Genomic DNA, 24,977 nt, shown 5'->3' on the forward strand with positions numbered 1-24,977 from the left:
CGTTTCTTGCCGGTCGTCGGTGCTCATCCGCCTCTCCGCGTTTCTCGCCGGTCGTAGGCGCCGCGAGACGGTGACGCCGGGCCGGCGGTTTGGTGGGGGCGAGTTCTGGGCGTACCCGACGAGTTACCCGGATCCTCGCGAAATCAGTTGTCACGTCTCGATCCTGTTCACTGCTGATCATTCTGCCTGGTTCGCGGGGAAAAAGAGCGGGTGTTCGGATCGAATCGAGAGCGTACGGTGCGGCTTTGGTGACCGTTGGCTCACGCCTTGGGCTCCGTGGCGAACAGGGTCGCGGCCTCGGCGCGGCGTCGGCGTTGTTCGATCGGGTCCGGTACCGGGACGGCGGCGACCAAGCGGCGGGTGTACTCCTCGCGGGGGTTTCGCAGGATCGCGTCGCGGTCGCCCTGTTCGACCACCGCGCCGTCGCGGAGTACCACGATGCGGTCGGCCAGTTGGTCGACGACGGCGAGGTCGTGGCTGATGAACAGGCATGCCCAGCCGCATTCACGCTGGAGTTGGGCGAACAACTCGAGGACGGCGGCCTGCACCGAGACGTCCAGCGCGCTGGTCGGTTCGTCGGCGACGAGCAGGTCCGGGTCCAGTGCGAGCGCCCGCGCCAGGCTGGCCCGCTGGCGTTGGCCGCCGGACAGCTCGTGCGGGTAGCGGCGCTCCACACCCGCGGGCAGGCGGACGTCGTCGAGCAGCGAGCGCACCTTGGCGCGAATCGCCTCGGACTTGCCGACCTTGTGCACGATCAGCGGTTCCGCGACGCAATCGCCCACGGTCATCCGGGGATTCAGCGAGCTGGCCGGATCCTGGAACACGAAACCGAACCGCCGCCGAATCGGCCGCAACCGCCGCTGCGAGAGACCCGCGATGTCCTGGCCTCGCACCCGCACCGCCCCGGAAGTCGGCCGCTGCAACGCAGCGACACATCGCCCGATGGTCGACTTCCCGGAACCCGACTCCCCCACCAGCCCCACCGTCTCCCCCGCGGCGATACTCAGACTCACCCCGTCCACCGCTCGGAACCGCGGGCGGCCGATGGGTCCGGGGAACTCGACGACAAGATCGCACACCTCGAGCACCGGCGCCCGCTCACCGAGTACTTCCGCCGCGACCCCGGCACCTCCTCGAGCCTCGCCTCTCGAAGCCGTCGCGCCGCCTGCCCCAGGGGCGACACCAGCCGCGGCGTCGCCACCAGCAGCCGCCCCAGCATCAGCGGCGAGCCCAGCGCCCGCGAAGGCACCATTTCCAGCTCCTGCGGCAGGCTCGCCACCAGCGGTGGTCGCACCGACGGCAGGGTCGCCACCAGCGGCAGGCGCAGCCCCAACGGCAGGCGCAGCCCCGGCGACAGGGGCAGGCACAGCCCCGGCGCCGGCCTCGCCACCAGCGGCGGTCGCACCGACGGCAGGGTCGCCACCCACAGCCGTCCCGCCGCCGTCGTCGGTCCCAGCACCAGCACCAGCCTCACCACCAGCGGCAGGCGCACCGACGGCAGGGTCGCCACCCGCAGCCGTCCCGCCGCCGTCGTCGGTCCCAGCACCAGCCTCGCCACCAGCAGCAGACGCAGCCCCGGCGTCGGCGCCAGCCTCGCCACCAGCGGCGGTCGCACCAACGGCAGGGTCGCCACCCGCAGCCGTCCCGCCGCCGCGGTCGGCCCCAGCACCAGCACCAGCCTCGCCACCAGCGGCAGGCGCAGCCCCGGCGTCGGCGCCAGCCTCGCCACCAGCGGCGGTCGCACCAACGGCAGGGTCGCCACCCGCAGCCGTCCCGCCGCCGTCGTCGGTCCCAGCACCAGCCTCGCCACCAGCGGCAGGCGCAGCCCCGGCCTCGCTACCAGCGGCGGTCGCAGCGGCAGGTTTGCCACCTGCCGCGGCACCGGCTTCGGCGCCGGCGGCAGACCCGGTGAGCGAGGCGCTCGCATCTGGTCCGCCCGCTTTCGGATGCGAACCGACCCGCGGGCCGTCGGCTGCGGACGGCGCGGCGGCGGTCTCGGTGTCGGCGCCGGTGGCCGCTGCCGCCGAATCCGGGTCCCCGTGGGTCCGCGTCGGACTGGCACGCCGCGCGCCCAGGTGGGGCACCGCGGCGAGGAGTGCGCGGGTGTAGTCGGCCTTCGGCCGTGCGAACAGGTCCTCGACGGGCGCCTGTTCGACGACCCGGCCCTCGCGCATCACCACGACGCGGTCCGCGAGGTCCGCCACGACGCCCATGTTGTGGGTGATGAGGACGATCGCGCTGCCGATGCGGTCGCGCAGGTCGCGAAGCAGGTTCAAGATCTCGGCCTGCACGGTGACGTCCAGCGCCGTGGTCGGCTCGTCGGCGATGATCACCTTGGGCTCGCAGGCGATGGCGATCGCGATCACCACGCGCTGCTTCTGCCCGCCGGAGAGCTGGTGCGGGTAGTAGTCGACGCGGTGTTCGGGATCGGGCAGACCCACGAGCCGCAGCAGTTCCACGGCGCGCTCCTTGGCCGCCTTGCGCGACAGATCGTTGTGCGCCCGCAGCGCCTCGGCGATCTGGAAACCGACGGTGAACAGCGGATCCAGCGCCAAACCCGGTTCCTGGAACACCATGGAGATCGCACCGCCGCGCAGCGCGGTGAGCTGGCGTTCGGACATCCCGGTGACCTGCCGCGCGCCGAGCGTCACCAGACCGCGGACCCGCGCGGTGGACGGGAGCAGCCCCATCGCCGTCCGCGAACTGACCGACTTGCCCGAGCCCGACTCCCCCACGATGGCGAGCACCTCGCCGGGGAACACCTCGTACGACACGTCGGTCACCGCGTGCACCGGACCCGCGTCGGTGGCGAAGGTGACCGACAGTGCGTCGATGGACAGCGCGGGCCGCCGCTCCTCGGCTACATCAGGCATGACCGCCCTCCCGTCTACTCGAAACGTTGTCTCCCGCAACCTGTTCGGCACTGCCCTTCGGTACCACCGGATCGCCGTCCGGCGCAGCTCCCGCACCCTCATCCGCCTCCACCGGATCGCCGTCGGGCGCGTGTCCGGCATCGCCATCCGACCCCACCAAATCGTGGCCGGGGACGGATCCGGCATCGCCGTCCGGCACCACCGAAACACCCTCCGGCACAGACTCCGTACCACCATCCGACCGCACCGGAGCGCTGTCTGGTGCGGATCCGGCACCGCCATCCGACTCCACCGAACGGCCGTCCGGTGCGGATAGGGCTCCGTCGACGGCCGGATCGACGTCAGATCCGTCCTCCGCGACCGGCATCTCCGGCTCTCCGGTCGCGCCGACCACCACATCGCTGCCCACCGCGACCGGCGCCGCCGTGCGCCGGGTGCGCAGCAGCGGATTGAGCACCTCGTTCAAGCTCTCGCCGACCAGCGTCATCCCGAGCACCACGAGCACGATGGCGGTGCCGGGGAAGACCGCCGTCCACCAGATGCCGTTGGACACCGCAGCCAGCGATTTGTTCAGGTCGAACCCCCACTCCGCCGCCTGGGTGGACTCGATGCCGAAACCGAGGAAGCCGAGGCCGGCGAGGGTCAGGATCGCCTCGGCGCCGTTCAGCGTGACGATCACCGGCAGCGACTGGGTGACGTTGGCGAGAATGTGCCGGAACAGGATTCGCACCGTCGACGCGCCGGTGACCCGCGCGGCGTCCACGTACGGCTCCTGCTTCACCGCGACGGTGGCATTGCGCACCACCCTGAAGTACTGCGGCACGAAGATGGTCGTGATCGCCACGGCCGCGGAGAGCACACCGCCGAACCCGCTGGACTCGCCGCCGGAGACCACGATGGATACCACGATCGCCAGCAGCAGTGTCGGAAACGCGTACAGCGCGTCCATGACGGTCACCAGCACCCGGTCCAGCCAGCGACCCACGTACCCGGAGACCAGCCCGAGCGGCACACCGACGAAGAGCGAGAGCACCAGCGACACCACGATCACCCACAGCGCCGTCCGCGCACCGTAGAGCACCCGGGAGAACACGTCCTCCTGCGCGACGGTGGTGCCGAACCAGTGCTGCGCCGACGGCGGTTGGTACTGGCCGAAACCCACGCCGTTCTCGGTGGTCTGGGCCAGCCCGTAGGGCGCGAGCAAGGGCGCGAACAGCGCGACGAAGAGGAATCCCGCGATCAACACCAAGCCGAGAATCAGCGTGACGCGCTGCATGCCCGCGGTCATCGAGAACAGCCGCAGGCCGAACCGGCCCCGGCGACTCGGCGCCAGGACCGCGGTGGGTTCGGTCACCAATTCCGGTGCGGTCATCAGAACCTCACCCTCGGATCGATCAGTGCCACAAGGGCATCCACCACGAAACTCATCACGGCGACGACCAGCGCGATGAACGCGACGATGCCCTGCACCGCCATGAAGTCGCGGGCCTTGAGATATTCCGCGAGCTCGAAGCCGAGACCCTTCCACTCGAAGGTCATCTCGGTGAGCACCGCGCCGCCGAGCATCATGGCGATGTACATGCCCATCACCGTGACGATCGGAATCATCGCGTTGCGCACCGCATGCCGGCCGGTCACCACCCGCGCGGACAGCCCGCGTGCCCGCGCCGCGTCGACGTAGTCGCTGCGCAGGGTCTGGATGAGGTTGATCCGCACCAGCCGCAGGAACACCCCGGCGGTCAGCAGGCCGAGCGCGATCGCGGGCAGCACCGCGTGTTTCAGCACGTCGAGCAGATAGGCGTTGTCGCCGTACAGGATCGCGTCGACCACCATGATGTTGGTCTTCGGCGAGACGTGCTGTAGCCGCAATTCGACGTCGGCGCTGGCCCGTCCGGAGACCGGCAACCAGCCGAGCCGCACCGCGAACAACAGCTTGAGCAGCAGCCCGACGAAGAACACCGGTGCCGCGTAGGCCAGGATGGCGAATAGCCGCAGCGCGGCGTCGCTCGCCGAATCGCGGTGGGTGGCAGCGTATCTGCCGAGCGGGACGCCGATCGCGAAGGCGACGAGCAGCGCCCAGCACACCAGTTCCAGCGTGGCCGCGCCGCGGGTGGCGATGATGTCGGCGACCATCCGGTGGTCCTGGGTCTGCCCGAAGTCGCCGCGCGCGAGGCCGGACAGATATTCCCAGTACTGCGCCAGGATCGGCCGGTTCAGTCCGGCCGCCTCGCGCCGCTGCTCGATCTGGTCCGGTGGCAGCCGCCCGCCCAGCGCGGCTTCGATCGGATCGCCGATCACCCGCATCATGAAGAACACGGCGGTCACCAGGATCCAGGCCGTCACCGGGATGAGCAGCAGCCGGACCCCCAGGTATCTGGCCAGAGCGAGCCCGCGCGAATCCCCGCTCGCCGCCCGCGTGGGCAGCGCGAACCGCCGGGCCCGCGGCGCGATCGCCGCGGGCCCGGTCCCCTCCGACTTCACTTGCTCAGAACCGTGTAGCGGAACTTGAACGACAGGTCCAGCGTCTGCTCCATACCCTGGACGTCCTTGCCCGCGACGCCGATCTGCTTGCCCGACAACAGCGGAACGATCGGCAGGAAGTTCTGCGCCAGGTCGCGCTGCACCTGCTGGATCTGCTGGAGCCTGCGGTCCTTGTCCGGCTGGGTCGCCTCACCGACCAGCTGCGCGGTGATACCGGGATCCTCGAAGTGCGACTGCAGGAAGTTGTTCGGCCCGAAGAACGGCGAGAGGTAGTTGTCCGGGTCCGGGAAGTCGGGGAACCAACCGAACTGGTACAGCGGGTAGGCGTCGCGCGCCCGTTCCCGTTGGTAGCTCACCCATTCCGTGGATTGCAGGTTCACCCGGAACAGACCCGTGCCCTCCAGCTGCGTCTTGATCGCCTTGTATTCCTCGGCGCTGCTGGAGCCGTAGTGGTCGGGGTTGTACTGGAGGTTGAGCTCCACCGGGGTCGCGACGCCCGCGTCGGCGAGGAACTTCGCGGCCGCGTCCTTGTTCGGACCCGCGCCGTAGATGTCCTTGAACGGTTCCGCCGCGCCCGGAATGCCCTGCGGGACGGACGAATACGCGGGCACATAGGTGTCCTTGTAGACGTCGCGAGCGAGCGCGGTCCGGTCCAGAGACGACGCGAACGCCTTGCGCACCGCCAGCTTCTGCTCCGGCGTGCCGCCGGGCATGGTGTTCATGTTGAAGACGATGTAGCGCAGCTCGCCGCCGGGACCGTCGAGCACCTTCACCTTGTCGCTGGCGCGCAGGCCCTCGATGTCGGTCGGCGTCAGCGAGCGGTAGCCCGCGTCGATCGCGCCGCTCTGCAGATCCAGCTTCAGGTTGTCTGTGGTGGCGTAGTACTTGGCGGAGATCCGCGGGGTCTTCGGGGTGCCGAGAATGCCGCGGTACTCCGGATACGCCTGGTACTCGACGAGTTTGTTCTTGTCGTAGCTGGTGATCGTGTACGGGCCGGAGTAACCCTTGGCGCGCACCACGTCCTCGTCGGCCATCACCTTGTCGGCGGGGAAAACCCGCTCGTCCACGATCGGCCCCGCCTGCGTGGGCAGGATGGCCGGGAAGGTCTGGTCGTTGGCGACCTTCAGCGTGAAGGCGACCGTGCGCTCGTCGACCACATCGGTCTTCTCGAGATTGCCGAGCAGCGAGGCCGGACCGTTCGGGTCGTTGATGCCGAGCATGCGATCGAAGGAGAACTTGACGCTGTTGGCGGTCAACGGGTTTCCGTTGGCGAACTTCAATCCCGCCTGCAAGGTACAGGTGTAGACCGTCGGCGTGGTGAACTCGCACTTCTCGGCGGCATCCGGTTTCGGGGTCGGGTCGCCGGGCGCGAAATTCAGCAGGTACTGGTAGATCTGCGTCTCGGCGACCAGCGATCCGTTGTCGTAGGCGGCGGCCGGATCCAGCGAGAAGATCTTGTCGGTGGTGCCGACGATCAACCCGTCGCCGTCACCGCCCTCACCCGTCCGTCCGGATCCGCAACCCGCGAGCACCGATGCGATTAGCGCCACGAGCCCCACGGCCGCAATGCCTTTCGCCCGTCTACGCCCGCCCGGCGTCCTCGAAACCCTCATCATCCGGCCCCACTTCTTCGAGCGCGCCGCACCGCGATACCTGGATCACAGGCCCGGTCCGGACGCGGTGAACTTTCGATATAGCTGGCGACCGTACCCACGAACCATTTCCGGCACATTGCGTTTTCAAAGAAAAATCACCGGGCTGTTATCGCCTGTTGCGAACCATGCACGGTCGCACCGGCATCGCCCGGTCAAATGTCCAGGTACGCGGAAAGATCGAGTTCGCGGCGTCTCGAGCAGGCCAAGTCACGCCCACGGACAGCGTTGTGGCGGTACCCATTTCGGCTGTTCGCCAAACCACGAAGCGCCAGCCCATCGCTCGGCCGGTCCATCGAGCGGCCGGACCACCAACCGGGCCAGACCAGCGAACCGGCCAACCCGCCGAGCGGCCAACCCACCGAGCGGCCGCACCACCGAGCGGCCAGACCAGCGACCAGCCAACCCGCCAAGCGGCCAACCCACCGAGCGGCCGAACCACCAACCGGCCAACCTGCCGAGCGGCCAACCCACCGAGCGGCCGCACCACCAACCGGCCAACCTGCCGAGCGGCCAACCCACCGAGCGGCCAATCCGCCAGGCCGGACCATCAAGCGCGGCCGGACCACCCAGCGGCCGAACTACCCAGCGGCCGAACCACCACCGCCCGCGGAGCGGTCTTGACCGCCAACCGGCCAGATCGGCCACCGGCCCGCGGAGCGGTCCTGACCACCAACCGGCCCGGCCAGACCGGCGACCGGCGCACCCGCCGAGCAGTCGAACAAGCGGACACCCCATCGCTGCGCTCCCCGCATGGGATAGCAGACGATGCGCCGGGGCTACGTCGCGCCGAGGCCGCGCGGGCCGCGAACCGACAGCGCGCTCGCCGAGAACCTCGCGCCGTCCCCCCAACGATCGACGCCAGCAGCTCCGGATCATTGCCGCCGCAACGGAATTCGGCACCAAACCAGACGGGCTTCGGCAAAGGCATCGGCAACGGCAACGGCAACGGCAACGGCAACGGCAACGGCAACGGCAACGGCAACGAGGATGCGCTGTTCGACCGATCCTGGTCGTACCCACCTCGCGACCGTGGTGCCCGCCCTGCCGAGGCACGGAAGAACAGCGCCTGGCAGTTCATCCGCTACTTCCACGACCACCTGGCGCGAATGGACATCCCCGAAGGTGAACCGAGAACGGTCTGTGCCGCAGGAGCTGGACGCCGCGTTCGCCCGAGCCGACGATCGGGCGTTTGCGTGACTCGATCGTCGAGCTCGCCGATCATCTCCCGCGCCGAGCGCCTTACGGCCTGCTCAGCGCGCTCGCGTTGGCGTTCTCACCCAGCAGCACCGATTCCGGCTGACCCGTCAGCATGCCCTCGAGCAGGTTCTTGCCGATCGAGGCCTCCTGCGGCAGCGGGATCGGGTAGTTGCCGTCGAAGCACGCGCTGCACAGGCGGGTGCGCGGCTGCTCGGTGGCGGCGATCATGCCCTCGGTGGAGATGTAGCCGAGGCTGTCGGCGCCGATCGAGCGGCGCACGTTCTCGACCATGTCGTCGTAGCTGTCGTCGGCGCCCGCGCCGTTGGCGATCAGCTCCGCGCGGGAGGCGAAGTCGATGCCGTAGAAGCAGGGCCACTTCACCGGCGGCGAGGCGATCCGCACGTGGATCTCCACCGCGCCCGCCTCGCGCAGCATCCGCACCAGGGCGCGCTGGGTGTTGCCGCGCACGATCGAATCGTCCACCACGATGAGCCGCTTGCCGCGGATCACCTCGCGCAGCGGGTTCAGCTTGAGCCGGATGCCCAGCTGACGAATCGTCTGGCTCGGCTGGATGAAGGTGCGGCCGACGTAGGCGTTCTTCATCAGGCCCTGCCCGTAGGGCACGCCGGAGCCCTGCGCGTAACCGACGGCGGCCGGAGTGCCGGATTCCGGCACCGGAATAACCAGGTCGGCGTCGACCGGATGTTCCTTGGCCAGCCTGCGGCCGATCTCGACGCGGGTGGCGTGCACCGAGCGGCCGGCGATGGTGGAGTCGGGCCTGGCCAGGTACACGTACTCGAAGACGCAGCCCTTGGGCTCCGGGTTGGCGAAGCGCATGGAGCGCACGCCTTCGGCATCGATCGCCAGCAGTTCGCCCGGTTCGATCTCGCGCACGAAGGCCGCGCCGACGATGTCCAGGGCCGCCGTCTCACTGGCAACGACCCAGCCACGCTCGAGCCTGCCCAGGCACAGTGGACGGACGCCGTGCGGATCGCGCGCCGCGTACAGGGTGTGCTCGTCCATGAAGGTCAGGCAGAACGCGCCCTTCAGCGTCGGAAGCAGCTTCATGGCCGCCTGCTCGATGCTGGAGTCCGCGGCGGCGTGCGCCAGCAGCGCGGTCATCACGTCGGAGTCCGAGGTCGCGCCGACCGGCTGCGGGCGGCCGCCGGAGACCGGATTCCCGATCAGTCCGAGTTCCCTTGCCCGGCTTGCCAATTCGGCGGTGTTGACCAGGTTGCCGTTGTGTCCCAGCGCGAGTCCGGAGCCGACCGCGGTGGTGCGGAAGATCGGCTGCGCGTTCTCCCACGTCACACCGCCGGTGGTGGAGTAGCGACAGTGGCCGACGGCGATATGGCCCGGCATGGCGGCCAGCGTCTGCTCGTCGAACACCTGCGAGACCAGCCCGAGATCCTTGAAGACCAAGATCTGCTGACCGTCCGAGACCGCGATGCCCGCCGCCTCCTGACCACGGTGCTGCAGCGCATAGAGGCCGTAATACGTGAGCTTGGCCACGTCCTCGCTCGGCGCCCAGACACCGAAGACACCACACTCCTCGCGTGGCTCGTTCTCGTCCTCATCGGGGGTGGCTGCGAGGTTGTCGACCGATACTTCGGCGTTGGTCACCGTTTGCTCCCTGTTCGGGCGGGCTGGGGGCACCAGTCATTCTACGGGTGAAAATTCGATCGCGATCACGGCCACCGCATCCCGGCAGCAATCACCGTGTCGATCAACCGAAATCCCACGGCGGCGGCGGTACCGTCCACACGTGGCGACTACGGACAGCACCAGCGGGACGGATCCGAACGCTCGGCGGCTCGACCGCCGTTCGCTACTGCGCATGGTGGGCGCACCCATGATCGTGCTCACTTTGCTGACGACCTTGCTCGGGATCATGTACCTGGCCTACGTGGTCGATCCCGAGGAGAATCTGCACGACTTCCCGATCGCACTGGTCAACCAGGATGTCGGCGAGACGTTCGGCTCGCCTGGCCAGGAGCGGCGGGTGAACTTCGGTGACCAGGTGGCCGACGGTCTGCGCAAGTCGGTGCCCGCCGACCAGATCGATCTGCGGGTCGTCGGAATCAGCGAGGCCGAGCGGCAGATGCAGTCCGGCAAGGTCTACGGCGCGATCATCATTCCCAGCGACTTCAGCAAGCGGCTTGGCATCCTCGGCGTCGGCAGCGTGGTGCCGGGCGATATCGAGCAGCCCATCATCACGCTCCAGACCAACCCGCGCGCGGGCACCTACGCCTCCGCGATCGTCGTGCGCGTCGGCGACCGGGCGTTCCCCGAGGTGAACAAGCAGGTCGGCGAAGAACTGACCAGGCAGGTGCAGGCCCAGCTCGCACCGCCCGAAGGCGGGCAGGCGCCCGAGCTCAGCGGAGCCACCCGCATCGCGCTGGCCAGCCCGCTGCAACTGATCGTCGAGGAGTTCCGCCCGCTGCCGAGCAACACCGGTCAGGGTCTCACCGCGTTCTTCTATGCCCTGTTGCTGCTGCTCGCGGGCGTGATCGGCTCGATGACGATCCACACCATGGTGGACGCCAACCTCGGTTTCGTGCCCACCGAGTACGGCCCGTGGTACGTGCATTTCCCGCCCACCCCGATCTCCCGTTTCAAGACCCTGCTGCTCAAGTGGGGCGTGATGATTCTCATGGGCAGCGTCGTCTCACTGATCTACATGCTGGTGGCCAAAGGACTCGGCATGCCGATCGAGAATCCGCTGGCGTTGTTCGTCTACAGCGCGTTCGCGATCATCGCGGTCGGCATCACCGGCTTGTCGATCCTCGCGGCCCTCGGCTCGGCGGGACTTCTGGTGAACCTGATCCTGTTCATCGTGCTCGGCCTGCCCTCTTCGGGCGGCACGGTGCCGATCGAGGCGACGCCCAAATACTTCGGCTGGCTGGCCCTTTTCGAGCCGATGCACCAAGTGTTCCTGGCCGTCCGGTCGATCCTGTACTTCGACGCCAGCGGTCCGGCGGGGCTGACGCGAGGCTTCTGGATGACGCTGATCGGGCTCGTCATCGGGCTCGTCCTCGGGGCGGTCATCACCCGCTACTACGACTACAAGGGCCTGCACCGCGGTAGGCCTGTATCCGCGACCGAGTAGTCCTTCCGGCCAGCTGTCGCCATATCCGATTTCGGGCCGCATGGCGGTAAATCCGCACCCGCGGCGCGCGGCGTTCGGACCGGCTGCTGAGCCATCCACCCTTGGGCCACATCGCGGTAGTCCGGACCCGCGACGCACAACGCTTCGACCAGTTGCTGAGCCATCCACCCTCGGGCCGAATGCCCGGTATGTCCAGTCCCGCGGCCGCGTCGTCGCCGCTGCGGCCCGGTATCGGAGGAGCCGGGTCGTACGGCTGGGTGCCACCGGGAAGGTCCGAGCGGAAACGCCGGTACTCGAATCAGTCCACAGCGACGCGCAGGATCGGCAGCCAATGCGCGACCTCCGCGGCCCGGCTGCCGGAGGCGGTGAGCGCTCCCGAGTGCGCCGCGGCGTCGAAATCGAGCAGACCGGTGGCGAGCAGCAGCCAGGTGCGCGGATCGGTCTCCACGACATTGGGCGGAGTACCGCGCGTGTGGCGGGGGCCTTCGATGCACTGCACGGCGACGAACGGCGGCACCCGTACCTCGACGGAATGACCCGGCGCGTTGGCGGCGAGCGTGCGCACGGTCGTCTTCACCGCAGCGGCCAGCTCCTGGCGCGCGGGCGCCGCGGCCGTCTCGTCGCGCAGCCACGCGCTCACCGCGGCCACCGCCGCCCGGGTTTCGGCCGGATCCGCTGTCGCTCGTCGTCCCACGGAGCCGAGATTACCGACCGTGGGCGACAACCCTAGAGCGCTCGACCGGCTGATCACCGGGCCGCTCCGATCAGGGCGCCCAGGGGCCGATGCCGCCGACTTTCTCGATCCGGATGCGGGTCACCAGACCCTCCTGCGCGTCGGCGGGCGGAAAGTCGACGCCCGGCGCGGCCATCGTCCGCGCCAGTTCCCTGAGCAGCTCCGGCGCACCCCCCTCGACGATGCGCGCGGTGCCCGTGATCGAGAGGTACGGCGTCATGAGCTCGCCGCGTTCCCTAGAGACGATGGTGAGCGCGACGCGGCCGTCGCGCCGGACGTTGCGGACTTTCTTGTACTCGCCTAGGTGGGCGGTGACCAGCTCGTCGCCTTCGGGCGTCGATCGCAGCGCGACCCAGACCAGGCTGACCTGCGGGCTGCCGTCGGGATTGAGGGTGACCAGGGTGGCGTCGGCTCCGGATCCGATCAGTGCGCGCGCGGCGTCGTCGAGTCTCACGTGTCGATCCAACACCCGGCCGCCGCGTTCATTCCCGATTCACCGCGTCGACGCGCGGCCGATTCGGGAACTATGGAACAGGCCGGGGCAGCGCGACACGGGTCGCGAGCACCCCGCCCGCGTTCATCGCCCAGTGCAGCAGTGCCGGGGCCGTCGTGCTGCCGGTCGTTCTGCGCAACAGGCCGAAGATCGCGCCGCCCGCGGTGGTGGCCGCGACCGTCGGGGCGATGGGCTGCCCGCCGGCCCGGGCGGGGTGGATGTGCCACAGGCCGAAGGCGAAAGCGCCGAGCAGCGGGCCGAGACGCGGGCCGAAGGTGTCGTCCAGCAAGGGTTCCAGCGTTGAACGGAAGATCAGCTCCTCGCTGTAGACCGTGCCGACCGGGATGTGCACGGCGACCCACTCGAGATCCGACACCTCCTGTCCGACCGGAGCGAGGTCACGCAGCATGTCGCGCAGCGTTGGATGCGCCACGGCCGCACCGTATCCGGCCAGGACCACCGCACCGGCCGCCGCGCCCACCCGGAACCCTTTGCCGGACAACCAGTTGGATCGTCCGCCGAGCGCGAGCCCGTATCCGGTCGCAAAACACGCGTTCGCCGCGGTGCGTCCGCGCTGATCCAGTCCGAGCCCCGGCAGCATCCGGTTGCTCCACACCAAAGCGAGGCCGGTCGCCGCGAGTGCCTGGAGAACCGGCCCGACCCTCACTTGGTCTCCCGCTCGAACTCCTCCGCCGCCTCCAGCTGGAACCGAATCCGCTCCGCCAGTTCGGCATTCCAACCGGGCGGCGCCGCGATGGCGGCCCAACCGTCCAGCACCAGGCTGCCGTAGCGGTGCCCGTGCCCGTCCGAAACACCTTGCGCGTTGGTGAGATCCGCGGCGACCTGCCAGAACGTGACGAACGGCGCCCAGCGCATCTGCGAGGACACGTCCGAGCCGCGCGGCTCCGACAGCCAATCCGGTTGGGAGAAGATCAGATCCGTCGACCACCAGACGATCGGGTCGGAGGCGTGCATCAGATAGGCGATGCGCGGCGAACGCCATTCGCTCCCTGGACGCGCGAAATCGGTGGGATCGTCGGCGAATCGGACCACCAGCCCGTCGGCGTACACCGGCTCCACCTCACGGGAACCGGGGTCGCGCCGCTGGACGAACTGCTGCCACAGCCGGTTGGAGTTCGGCGGACCCACCCACAACGCGCCGTCCACCTTGGCGCGCAGGTCGGCGAGGCCGTCGAACGCGGCCTCCGAACCCTGCGAGCCCAGGCTCTCGCCGTACACCAGCAGCTTCGGCCGCGACTGCGGCGGTCGCGCCGACCAGTGCTCGTACACGGCGTCGAAGAGCCGCTCGCCCGCCGCGGCCGCTTTGCCGCGGTCCGCGAGGAACGAGAGCACGCTCGGCAGATACGAGTACTGCGTCGCGACGATGGCGCTGTCGCCGCCGTACATGTACTCGATCGAGCCCACCGCGAGGGAATTGACCCAGCCGGTGCCCGTGGTGGTGACCACGACCAGCACCTTCCGGTCGAAGGCTCCGGTGCGCTCCAGCTCCTCCACCGCGAGCGCGGCCTGCTCCGCGCCGCCGTCGGCCGACTCCAACCCGACGTAGGCCCGGATCGGTTCGCGCGCCGGTTGTCCGGTGACCGCCGCGATGCGGCTCGCCGACGGTCCGTGCGAGACGAACCAGCGACCCTCGAATCCGAGCGTCTCCCACTTCGCCAGCGACGCCGGGCTGCCCGAGCGCTCGGGCTGCTGCGGCTGCACCGCGTTGGGCGAGGTGTGATCGTTGCGGACGCTGAACGCCGAGTTGGCGACGGCGAAGAAGGCGCTCGTCGCGACGCCGTTGAACAGCGTCACCACCAGCACGACGAGCACCAGCGCTCCCGCGGCGGGCGCCAGCTCGCGCGGCACCCGGACCCACCGGTTCAGCTGACGGGCCAGGAACAGGATGATCTCGCGCACGGTCCGATAACCCGCGACCACCGCGGCTCCCACCGCCACGCTCAACAGCCCGGTGCGCAGGTAGGCGGGGGTCGTCGTGCCTTCCATGCCCATCAGCGCGGTGATCTCGCGTTGCCAGCGCGCCGACTGCACCAGCATCAGGGCGGCGGCCAGCGCGGAGGTGAGCAGGATCGCGGTCTTGAGCGCGTAGCGCACCCAGGTGGGCGGCCCGGGGATCTTCAGCCGCGGCCGCACCCAGATCCGGAACAGCCATTCGAGCACGCAGCCGAGGCCGTAGCCGAGCGCGGCGTTGATGCCCGAGATCAGGCCCTGGAACAGCCAGTCCCTCGGCACCAGCGACGGCGTCACCGACAGCGCGAAGAAGACGGTCGCGACGATCAGCCCGACGTAGTTGAGGTCGATGATGTCCTCGGCGCGGCGCACCACGACGACACCGCGGGCACGCAGCTTCGTCAGGGTGTCGGCCTTCTCGAGCACTCGAACAGTATGGCGCTCCCCACCGACGGCCGGGCGGGTTGCCCGTACCGCCACACCGCCGCGTGGACGCACATCACAGCGTTCGTCCGGCTACTTCAACTGGCGTTCCCGGTCGGCGGATTCGTCCAGATATCGGCGGATCCGATCGGAGAGGTCCGCCGTCCAGTCCGGCGGTTCGGCGATGGCGACCCAGGCGTCGAGCACCAGCGTGCCGTAGCGGTGGCCATGACCGTCGCTGACCCGCTGCGCGTTCGGCAGATCTGCCGCGACCTGCCAGAACGTGACGATCGGATACCAGCCCATGCGCGGCGACACGTCCGATCCGGGCGGCTCACGCAACCAATCCGGTTCGTCGAAGAGCAGATCCGGCGACCACCACACCACCGGGTCCGTGGCGTGCTGGAGGTAGAGCACGCGCGGGGCGAGCCAGGTCGCGCCCGCCTGCCACAGGTTGGCACGTTCGTCGGCGAAACGGACGACGAGACCGTCGGCGTAGGTGGGCAGGATCTCCGGCGAACCCGGGTCGCGCCTGGTGACGAACTCGCGCCAGATCCGATTGGAATTGGGCGGTCCGACCCAGAGCACGCCGTCGGTGCGCGTCCGCAGGTCGGCGAGGCCGCTGAAGGCGCCCTCCGAACCCTGCGAGCCCAGGCTCTCGCCGTAGACCAGCAGTTTCGGTCGCAACTCCGCGGGACGCGCCGACCAGTGCTCGTAGACCTTGTCGAACAACAGCTTTCCGGCCTCGGTGGCCTTCGCCCGGTCCGAGAGGAACGAAAGCACGCTCGGCAGATAGGAATACTGCGTCGCCACCACGGCGGTGTCGCCACCGAACATCAGCTCGATCGATTCCACGCTGGTCGAGTCGACCCAGCCGGTGCCGGTGGTGGTCACCACGACGAGCACTTTGCGATCGAACGCCTTGGTGCGCTCGAGCTCGTCGATCGCCAATTCCGCTTGCGCCTCGGGATCCTCGGCCGACTCGAGCCCGGTGTAGACGCGAATCGGTTCGCGCGCGGGCCTTCCCGTGACGCGCTCGATCGTCGCGGCGTCGGGTCCGTAGGACACGAACCAGCGGCCCTCCGAGCCCAGGGTGTCCCATGCCGCCAACGACGCTGGGCTGCCGGACTTCTCGGGCTGTTGCGGCTGCGTGGCGTTCGGCGAGGTGTTGCTGTTGCGCACGCTGAACGCCGAATTCGCGGCATCGAAGAAGACGCGCACCAGCACGCCGTTGCCGAGCAGCACGGCGACCACGGCCACGGTGACGAATCCGATCGGCAGCGCGATCCGGCGCGGGATGCGCACCCACTTCACCAATTCGCCCGCCACCCAGCGGACGAGCCAGCGCGCCACGCGGAACAGCCCGATCACCAGCGCGACCACGGCAGCGCTCAATGCGCCCGTGCGCAGATAGCCGGAGGTGGTGGTCTGATCCATGCCCATCAACGCGGTGATCTCGCGCTGCCAGCTCGCCGACTGCACCATCATGACGATCGCGACCACCACGCACGCGAGCACGACCAGTGTCTTGACAACCGCGGTGAGCCGGCCCGGCAGCCGCTGCGCCAGCGCCGGGGGCAGTTGCACGCGCGGCGCGATCCACTTGCGATACGCCAGCTCCAGCAGACAGCCGACGCCGTAGCCGATCGCGGCGTTGACGCCGCTGACCAAGCCCTGGAACAGCCAGTCGCGCGGCAGCAGCGAGGGCGTCAGCGACCAGCAGAAGAACAGGGTGGCGACGACGAGACCGACATAGTTCGGATGGAAGAACCGCTCGACGAGGCCGACCACACGGCCGACCCCGTCGCGTTGCTCAGCGTTGGCCAACCCAGCCTCCCGGTGGGGTCAGATCGCGCTGGCTCCGAACAGTTTCGGCAGCGTGCCCTCGTAGGCGTCGCGCAATTCGGCCATGGTAACCGAGAATTGGCCCTGCACCTCGACGGAATCCGAGCCCTGGTCGACGACGCCGATGCGCACCCACGGCAGCTCGCGCGCGTCGCACATCTTGGTGAACCGGGTCTCCTCCGAGCGCGGCACCGCGACGAGCACCCGGCCCGCCGATTCGGAGAACAGCGTGACGAACGGGTCGGCGCCTTCGGGAAGCAGGATGCGGCAACCGGTCTCGCCCGCCAGCGCGGCCTCCACCACGGCCTGCGCGAGGCCGCCCTCGGACAGGTCGTGCGCGGCGCTGATCATGCCGTCGCGCGAGCCCGCGGTCAGGATCTCGGCGAGCAGCTGCTCGCGCGCGAAGTCGACCTTGGGCGGCTCGCCGCCGAGGTGATCGTGGGCGACCTGCGACCAGATGGAGCCGCCGAACTCGTCACGGGTCTCGCCGAGCAGGATCAGCGTTTCGCCCGGTTCGAGGCCGAGGCCGGTGGGGATGCGGCGGTGCACGTCGTCGATGACGCCGAGCACGCCGACGACCGGCGTCGGCAGGATGGCGTCCTGACCGGTCTGGTTGTAGAAGCTGACGTTGCCGCCGGTAACCGGAATGCCAAGGGCGACACAGCCGTCCGCGAGACCGCGCACGGCCTGCTGGAACTGCCACATCACGCCTGGGTCCTCCGGCGAGCCGAAGTTCAGGCAGTTGGTGACGGCCTTGGGGGTGGCGCCGGTGGTGGCGACGTTGCGGTAGGCCTCCGCCAGCGCGAGCTGCGCGCCGGTGTACGGGTCCAGCTTGGTGTAGCGGCCGGAGGCGTCGGTGGCCAGCGCGATGCCGCGCCCGGTCTGCTCGTCGATCCGGATGACGCCGGCATCGGCGTGCTCGGCGAGCACGGTGTTGCCGCGCACGTAGCGGTCGTACTGCTCGGTGATCCACTTGCGGCTGCACAGCTGCGGGCTGGAGATCATCTGGAGCAGCGTCTCGCGCAGCTCCTCCGGGGTCTTCGGCCGCGAGAGCTTGTCCGGGGTGTCGGCGATCAACGCGTCCTGGTAGTCCGGGCGCTGCACGGGGCGCTCGTACACCGGGCCCTCGTGCGCGACGGTGCGCGGCGGCACGTCCACCACGGTCTCGCCGTGCCAGGTGACCACCAGGCGGTCGCCGTCGGTGACCTCGCCGATGACGGTGGCGAGCACGTCCCACTTGTGGCACACCGCCATGAACGCCTCGACGTTCTCGGGGGTCACCACGGCGCACATGCGCTCCTGCGACTCGCTGGAGAGGATCTCCGCGGGCGTCATGTTGGCCGCGCGCAGCGGGACCTTGGTCAGGTCGATGTGCATGCCGCCGTCGCCCGCCGCCGCGAGTTCGGAGGTGGCGCAGGACAGTCCGGCGCCGCCGAGGTCCTGGATGCCGACGACCAGCTTCGCCGCGTACAGCTCGAGACAGCACTCGATGAGCACCTTCTCGGTGAACGGGTCGCCCACCTGGACGCTGGGCAGCTTCTTGCGTCCGGCGCCGGACTCGTCGCCGGAGAAGGTGTCCGAGGCGAGCACCGAGACGCCGCCGATGCCGTCGAGGCCGGTGCGTGCGCCGAACAGGATGATCTTGTTGCCGGTGCCGGAGGCGAAGGCCAGATGCAGGTCCTCGACCCGCATCACGCCCGCGCACAGCGCGTTGACCAGCGGGTTGCCCTGGTAGGAGGCGTCGAACACGGTCTCGCCGCCGACGTTCGGCAGGCCGAGCGAGTTGCCGTAGCCGCCGACGCCGCGCACCACGCCGTCGACGACGCGGCGGGTGTCGGCCGCGTCCGCCGCGCCGAAGCGCAGCTGGTCCATCACCGCGATCGGGCGCGCGCCCATCGCCATGATGTCGCGCACGATGCCGCCGACGCCGGTGGCCGCGCCCTGGTAGGGCTCGACGTAGGACGGGTGGTTGTGGCTCTCCACCTTGAAGGTGACCGCCCAGCCGTCGCCGACGTCGACCACGCCGGCGTTCTCACCGATGCCCGCGAGCATGGACTCGCGCATCTCGTCGGTGGTGGTCTGTCCGAAGTAGCGCAGGTGCACCTTGGAGGACTTGTAGGAGCAGTGCTCGCTCCACATCACCGAGTACATCGCCAGCTCGGCGTCGGTGGGCCGACGGCCGAGGATCTCCTTGATGCGGGCGTACTCGTCGTCCTTGAGACCCAGCTCTTTGTAGGGTTGCGCCACATCGGGGGTAGCTGCGGCTGCGCTGACGGTGTCGACCTGCGGAGTCACGGAGTACCAGGGTCCTTTCGGCCGGGCCATCGGGGTGGGCGAACGCGCGCGGTGCGGCGGCGAACGTCGGCACTGAATTTCGGCGAGATGCCTGGGGTCAGTTTAGAGGGCGGGTGGTGCGGGCCCGCAGGTGAGGGGCTCGGCCGCGTCCGGCGCCGCGCGTACCTCCGCCTTCTTCCGGCCGTGCCGGTCCCGGAGTCCGGCCGGACGCCTCCGCGGCCGGAGATCGGTCGCCCGGCGAGGCGGAGCCGATACCGGGGTCGGCGGCGTTGATTACTCTGTCCGGGTGAGCGAACGATCGGGGGTTGCGAATTCGGCCGAGGTTGCCACGGAGGACGCGCACCCGGATGTCGCCGAATCCGCCGCCGACTCGTCGCCGCGTTCGCCGATGTCATCGAGGCAGTTGCGCTGGCTCGGCGCCGCGCTCGCGTTGTTCCTGGTCTCCGCGGTGGTCTCGCTGCTGGTGCACTGGTGGGGCGGGTACATAGATCTGCGGGTCTATCGCAACGGCGCCCGGGTCTGGCTGGACGGCGGCGAGCTGTACGGCCCGATGCCGCCGGTGTTCGGAATCGGCCTTCCGTTCACCTATCCCCCGCTGGCCGCGCTGTTCTTCGCGCCGCTCGCGCTGATGCCGCTGCCGCTCGCCGAGGTGCTCGTGCTGGCCACCTCGCTCGGCAGCCTGGGCATCACGCTGTGGCTGGTGCTGGCAAGGATCCGGCCGGAGCTCGACCGGACGGCCATGCTGCCCTTGGTGATCGCCGCGGTCGCTGCGGCGGGGTTCCTGGAACCGGTGCGGCAGACCTACGGGTTCGGCCAGATCAACCTGGTGCTGATGGCCGCCGTCGCGCTGGACTGCCTGGTGCGCAAGCCCTTCTGGCCGCGCGGCATGCTCATCGGAATCGCGGTGTCGATCAAGCTGATTCCGGCCGGTTACCTGCTGTACTTCCTGCTGCGCAGGGACTGGAAGGCCGCGGGCACCCTGGTTGTCTCGGCGATCGGCGCGGTCGGGCTCGCATTCCTGCTGTTCCCAAGCGATTCCGTGGACTACTGGTTCCACACGCTCTCCGACACCGGCCGCATCGGCCCGCCGTACTTCGCCGGTAACCAATCGCTCAAGGGCATGGCCTTCCGGCTCGGCGTCTCCGATTCCGCGGCCACCCTGATCTGGATCACGCTCTCGCTGGTGGCGGTCGCGCTGGCCGCGATCTGGATGCACCGGCTCATCGCCGCGGGCAACACCGTGGCCGCGCTGCTGGTCAACGCCGCCGCCGTGCTGCTCGTCTCGCCGGTCTCCTGGTCGCACCACTGGGTCTGGGTCGCGCCCGCCCTCGTCGTCGCCGCCGACGCCATCGTGCGGGTCCGCGAGGGCCGAGCACGAACCCCGCGCGGACGCTGGTTCACCACAACCGTCGCCGCCCTGACCGTCCTGTTCCTCATCGGCCCCCACTGGCTCCTGCCCCACTCCAAAGACCGCGAACTCGACTGGGCTTGGTGGCAACAACTCCTCGGCAGCAGCTACGTCCTCGTGACCTTCGCCATCTTCGTCTTCGCCGTCACCACCTACCGCCCCACTGTGACCCGCCCCACCGAAACCGCCCCGGCGATCGCCTGATTCGACCTCGCCGTCATATCGCGTAGAGACTGTTCGAGTCCACCAGAACCACATCCTCCGCGGCGGCGGCTTCGATCAGCGCGGGCACGAATCCCCCCGCGCTGTAACAAGCCAATCGTGTCCGGCTGGTGTCGAACTTGGCCGACAGGAGGTCCCGAATGCGGCGCAACCGGTCGAGATGGCCCAAGCCCATCGTGTCGTTCCATTTGGCTTCGCCGATGGACAACAGCGCTTCGCGCCCATCGGGAAGCTCCCCGAACACCGCGATGTCGACCTCGTGGGTCGTCTTCTGCGCGGGGTCGTTGACCATCCCGCTGGCCACCCTGGTGACGTGACCACCGAAGAAGTCCTCAGGTGCGTAGTCGGCGACCCAGGCGCGGCAGACCTCCTCGAAATGCGGGCCCAGCACGTTGCTTTCGTAGCGATGGCGCCGAAGTTGCCATAACCGCGCCGTTCGGCGTCCGCGTTCCCATTCGGTCCAGTCGGGACGCTGCACGGCTTGATAGAACGCGACAAGCGGCTCATTGATGCGGTAGATCATGCGGTTGCCACGAAAGGCATCGCGCTCGCGGCGCAACAGGCCACAGTCTTCGAGCACTGTGAGCGGATGCGTGATGTCGCTGGCCTTCCGCCCTACATACGAGGCGATCCCACCGCTGGTCGCGTTCCCCTGGGCCACGGCCGCCAAGACCGAGTGGTAGAGGCCAGGGTCGCGCAATCCCGGTTCCTCGCTGAGGAGATATCGCGCCTCGCGGAACAACGGACTCGACGGGTTGAGCACCGTTCGTAGCACCCAGTCGTCGAAATCCGCCAGGCTCGCGGGCACGTCTCCTTCGACGAATTCCCTTCGATAAGCGGGCGTTCCGCCCACGATCGAGTGCACCTGGATCGCCAATCTCGGATCGTCGATCCCCCAGAAATCCGCAGCGAGACGATAGTCCAGCGTCGGAACGATCAGCTCCAGTCCCGCTCGGCCGCGCAGCGGCGCGCCGCCGGACAGCAGCGAACCCATGAACGACATCGCCGACCCGCACAGCAACAACCTGGCCCGGGACCGCAGCCGCTGGGGCCTGCGTGGCGCCAACGCCGACTGAATGATCGACGGCAGTCCCGGACTCGCCTTCACCAGGTAGGGGAACTCGTCGATGACAACAGGGACCTCGCGGTTCTCGGTCACCGTCAAGAGCGCGTCGACAGCCTGGTGCCAATCCTCGAATCGAACGGGAAGCCCCGACCCGCTGAACTCCGCGACCGCCGCGGCGAAGTACCGCAGCGACTCGGCCTCGGTGGCCTGATCCGCCGCGAAATAGAATCCCCCGGTCGCCTCGCAGACCGCCTCCAGCAGGAACGTCTTACCCTGCCTGCGCCGACCAGACACCACCCCCAGCGTGGCGTGCGGCTGCCCACTGGTGACAAACCCCGCCAGTGCGCGCCACTCCCGCTCACGATCGAACATGTCGACGGGCTTCTCGAGCACACAGCCTCCGAATTTGAGGAAGTATATTTCCACTAACTATACTTCCTCAATCCGAGACCCGAAATACTCGCCTGACGCTCGATCCAGGAGGTGGCGGAGTGGCCGAGGAGAGCAGTGAGCATGGCGAACCCGCACCGGATTTCGGGCGTTGACGAGGCGTGTACATCGACAGCGGGTCGACCGCGAGGGACCTCGGGGACATGAAGTATCGCAGCGCGTTGCGATCGGGCACTGTCACGCCGGAGCGACTGGCTGCTGAACCCGAGCGCGACCAGCCAGTTCCGAGGCGTCCCCTACTCCACCGGCGTGAGGAACGCCGCGAGCGCCGCCGCGTAGGCGGGAACATCGTTGGCGCCCATCAACTCTCGGGCCGAGTGCATCGCGAGCTGGGGGGCGCCGACGTCGACGGTGGGCATGCCGGTGCGGGCAGCGGTCATCGGGCCGATGGTGGAACCGCAGGGCAGGTCGGCGCGGTGCACGTAGCGCTGCAACGGGACCGCCGCCTGGTCGCAGGCGAGGGCGAAGGCGCCCGCGCCGGTGGCGTCGGTGGCGTAGCGCAGGTTCTGGTTGACCTTGAGCACCGGTCCGCCGTTGATCTCGATGCGGTGCGCGGGTTCGTGCCGCTCGGGGTAGTTCGGGTGGGTGGCGTGCGCCATGTCGCCGGACGCGCAGATCGAACCGGCCAGCGCCGCAAGGTATTCGGCGCGACCACCGCCGCGGGCGAGCACGATCCGCTCCAGCACGGCGGGCAGCAGATCGGACTGGGCGCCGCGATCGGACTGGCTGCCGACCTCCTCGTGATCGAACATGGCGAGCACCGGCAGCGCCGCGCCCGGATCCTCCACCGCGGCGAGGAACGCCTGCAGTCCGGCGTAGCAGGTGCCCTGGTTGTCCAGCCGGGGCGCGCTGACCAGATCGCAGTCCCGTCCGACCAGCCTGCTCGGCTCGAGATCGTGCGTCATCAGCTCCCAGCCGAGCACCGCGGCCGGATCCACCTCCGCGCTCTCGGCGACGAAGGCCAGGAACGAGCGCGGCAGGTCGCCGACACCCCACACCGCGTTCACGTGCCGCTGCGGGTCGAGCGTGACGCCGCGTCGATCCTCGGAGAGGTGAATGGCCAGCTGCGGCACGCGCAGGATCGGGTCGTCGATGCGAATCAGCTGCTCGCGCACCTTGTTTCCGGCGCGCACCGTCAGCCTGCCCGAGATGCCGAGCTCGCGGTCCAGCCACGAGTTCAGCCACGCGCCGCCGTAGGGCTCGAGCCCGACCAGCTGCCAGCCCGCGGAGGCCAGATCCGGGTGCTGCTTCACCCGCAGGTTCGGGCTGTCGGTGTGCGCGCCGACGACGCGGAACGGCGCGTTCGGGCCCGTCCCCGACCAGGCGACCAGGGATCCACCGCGTACCACGTAGCGGCGTCCGGTCGCCTCCGCCGGCCAGACCGACGCCTCCTCGAGCTGGGTGAAGCCGTGCGTGTCCAGCTCCCGCGCGACCGTGCGGACCACGTGGAACGGCGAGGGAGAGTCATCGATGAACGCGCACAGACCATCGGCCGTGGCGGCGGTGGCGGAAACGGGCATGGGCCGATCCTAGGGCCCGACCGGCCTCCGCCGCCGACGCGGATACGCGGCAACTTCCGCCGACGCCGCTAAACTGACCCCCAGGCTGCGAACGAGAACATCCAGCAATCTCGCGTGAAGGGCAGGGGTTCGCATGACACTGCCGGGCGGGCGGCAGCACGACGCCGTCGAGATCGTCAACATCGCACCCCTGCGCGGCGCGGGCGCCATCATCGGGCCGTCCTGCGTGGCGGCCGCGAACCTGGCCATGGCCGAGATCAACAGCGGCACCGGCATTCTCGGCCGCGAGGTGTGCGTGACCACGATCGACGGCGGCGGTCCGCCGCAGCGCGTCTACGACGAGGTCTCGGCCCTGCTGGCGACCGGCATGGTGCACGCCGTCACCGGCATCCCGATGCCCGAGAATCGCGGCGCGATCATGCGCGCGGCGGCCGGTCGCGCACCGTGCCTGTTCGGTGTCGGCCACGACGGGCTCGCGGGTGCAGAGCCGGGCGTCTTCATGATCGGCGAGCATCCCGGCAGCCAGACGCTGGTAGCGGTGGACTGGCTCTACCGGGAGTTCGGCGCCAGGCGCTGGGTCGTGGTGGCCAGCGACTACCTCTGGTCGCGCCGGATGGCGCCCGTGCTCCGTGAGGTCCTCGCACCGCGGCACTCGGTGGTCGCCGAACACTATGTGCCGATCGGCGCCGAGAACTTCGACGCCGTGCTCGACGATCCCCGCCTGGACACGGCCGACGGCGTGATCCTGCTGCTGATCGGCGCCGACGCGGCCCGCTTCAACCGGGCGTTCACCGCGGCGGGACGCGCCGACCGCCAGTTCCGCACCGGCCCGACGATCGACGAAAACGTCCTGCTGGCAAGCGGACTCGACGCCAACCGCAATATCTACGTGCCCTCCAGCGTGATTCCCGATCGGCGCAGCGCGGGCCACCGCGATCTGCTCGACCGCTACCTGCGGCTGCACCACGGATTCGCCCCCGCCTTCAGCCGATTCGCCAACGGCGCCTACCGCTCGCTGCACGCGCTGCGCACGGCGGTCGACACCGCGGGCTCGTTCGAGACGGCGCGCATCCACGGCGCGCTGGCCGACCGCGCGGTCCTCGAAGGCCCGTCCGGCGAGTTCACCTTCCGCGGCGATCAGGTCGTGCAACCCACCTATGTCGCGCGCGCGACGGGCGTCGACTTCGAAACGCTCACCCTCGTGTGAGCGATCCCCCTTGACGTTTCTCCGCCGCC

General features: G+C 69.3%; 15 protein-coding genes and 1 pseudogene. 3 read left to right on the plus strand and 13 right to left on the minus strand.

All coding sequences use genetic code 11. The annotated features are described in order from the left end of the window. Positions 1-260 precede the first annotated feature (260 nt). From FB390_RS34055 to purF, 5 genes and pseudogenes are all read right to left on the minus strand, one after another. Positions 261-2,873: a dipeptide ABC transporter ATP-binding protein gene (locus tag FB390_RS34055; protein WP_141807532.1), complete on the minus strand. Its 2,613-nt coding sequence runs from the start codon at positions 2,871-2,873 to the stop codon at positions 261-263. A 427-nt stretch (positions 2,874-3,300) separates the two neighbouring features. Next, positions 3,301-4,161, minus strand: a pseudogene (locus FB390_RS34060) (ABC transporter permease); the annotation flags it as partial. Positions 4,162-4,244: 83 nt separating this feature from the next. Beyond that, entirely contained in the window at positions 4,245-5,255 is a 1,011-nt protein-coding gene (locus FB390_RS02800; RefSeq protein WP_221639381.1) for an ABC transporter permease, read from the minus strand. Positions 5,256-5,350: 95 nt separating this feature from the next. After that, positions 5,351-6,967: an ABC transporter substrate-binding protein gene (locus tag FB390_RS02805; protein WP_141811508.1), complete on the minus strand. Its 1,617-nt coding sequence runs from the start codon at positions 6,965-6,967 to the stop codon at positions 5,351-5,353. A 1,281-nt stretch (positions 6,968-8,248) separates the two neighbouring features. Continuing rightward, entirely contained in the window at positions 8,249-9,829 is a 1,581-nt protein-coding gene (gene purF, locus FB390_RS02820; RefSeq protein WP_141807536.1) for an amidophosphoribosyltransferase, read from the minus strand. A gap of 214 nt (positions 9,830-10,043) precedes the next feature. Between purF and FB390_RS02825 the strand changes: the two genes are divergently transcribed. Then, positions 10,044-11,315, plus strand: coding sequence for a YhgE/Pip domain-containing protein (locus FB390_RS02825; RefSeq protein ID WP_141811509.1), 1,272 nt, complete (start codon positions 10,044-10,046; stop codon positions 11,313-11,315). Between the two features lie 298 nt (positions 11,316-11,613). On the opposite strand, the gene FB390_RS02830 is transcribed toward FB390_RS02825, so the two are convergent. From FB390_RS02830 to purL, 6 genes are all read right to left on the minus strand, one after another. Further along, positions 11,614-12,009: a sterol carrier family protein gene (locus FB390_RS02830; protein WP_141807537.1), complete on the minus strand. Its 396-nt coding sequence runs from the start codon at positions 12,007-12,009 to the stop codon at positions 11,614-11,616. A 70-nt stretch (positions 12,010-12,079) separates the two neighbouring features. Continuing rightward, positions 12,080-12,502: a PPOX class F420-dependent oxidoreductase gene (locus FB390_RS02835; RefSeq protein ID WP_141807538.1), complete on the minus strand. Its 423-nt coding sequence runs from the start codon at positions 12,500-12,502 to the stop codon at positions 12,080-12,082. A gap of 70 nt (positions 12,503-12,572) precedes the next feature. After that, on the minus strand, positions 12,573-13,208 hold the full coding sequence (locus FB390_RS02840; RefSeq protein ID WP_246123826.1) for a CPBP family intramembrane glutamic endopeptidase: 636 nt from the start codon (positions 13,206-13,208) through the stop codon (positions 12,573-12,575). Further along, entirely contained in the window at positions 13,205-14,938 is a 1,734-nt protein-coding gene (locus FB390_RS02845; protein ID WP_141807539.1) for an alpha/beta hydrolase, read from the minus strand. The genes FB390_RS02840 and FB390_RS02845 overlap by 4 nt, the downstream gene beginning before the upstream one ends. A gap of 90 nt (positions 14,939-15,028) precedes the next feature. Beyond that, positions 15,029-16,762: an alpha/beta hydrolase gene (locus FB390_RS02850; protein ID WP_141807540.1), complete on the minus strand. Its 1,734-nt coding sequence runs from the start codon at positions 16,760-16,762 to the stop codon at positions 15,029-15,031. Between the two features lie 18 nt (positions 16,763-16,780). Beyond that, a complete protein-coding gene (gene purL, locus FB390_RS02855) occupies positions 16,781-19,075 on the minus strand; it encodes a phosphoribosylformylglycinamidine synthase subunit PurL (RefSeq protein WP_141807541.1) in 2,295 nt (764 codons plus the stop codon). Positions 19,076-19,361: 286 nt separating this feature from the next. On the opposite strand from purL, the gene FB390_RS02860 reads away from it, so the two are divergent. Next, positions 19,362-20,687, plus strand: a complete 1,326-nt coding sequence (locus tag FB390_RS02860) for a glycosyltransferase 87 family protein (protein ID WP_246123827.1) — start codon at positions 19,362-19,364, stop codon at positions 20,685-20,687. A 13-nt stretch (positions 20,688-20,700) separates the two neighbouring features. Here FB390_RS02860 and FB390_RS02865 read toward each other — a convergent pair whose 3' ends face one another. Both FB390_RS02865 and FB390_RS02870 read right to left on the minus strand, forming a co-directional pair. Continuing rightward, entirely contained in the window at positions 20,701-22,164 is a 1,464-nt protein-coding gene (locus FB390_RS02865) for an AAA family ATPase (RefSeq protein ID WP_246123828.1), read from the minus strand. 293 nt (positions 22,165-22,457) lie between these two features. After that, the gene (locus FB390_RS02870; RefSeq protein WP_141807542.1) at positions 22,458-23,741 is read right to left on the minus strand and encodes a M18 family aminopeptidase; all 1,284 of its coding nucleotides are present in this window, start codon (positions 23,739-23,741) and stop codon (positions 22,458-22,460) included. A gap of 133 nt (positions 23,742-23,874) precedes the next feature. On the opposite strand from FB390_RS02870, the gene FB390_RS02875 reads away from it, so the two are divergent. Next, positions 23,875-24,948 (plus strand): ABC transporter substrate-binding protein, encoded by a 1,074-nt coding sequence (locus tag FB390_RS02875; RefSeq protein WP_141807543.1) that lies wholly within the window; start codon positions 23,875-23,877, stop codon positions 24,946-24,948. Positions 24,949-24,977 lie beyond the last annotated feature (29 nt).

The organism is Nocardia bhagyanarayanae, from assembly GCF_006716565.1.
In the GTDB taxonomy this organism is placed as follows: Bacteria; Actinomycetota; Actinomycetes; order Mycobacteriales; family Mycobacteriaceae; genus Nocardia; species Nocardia bhagyanarayanae.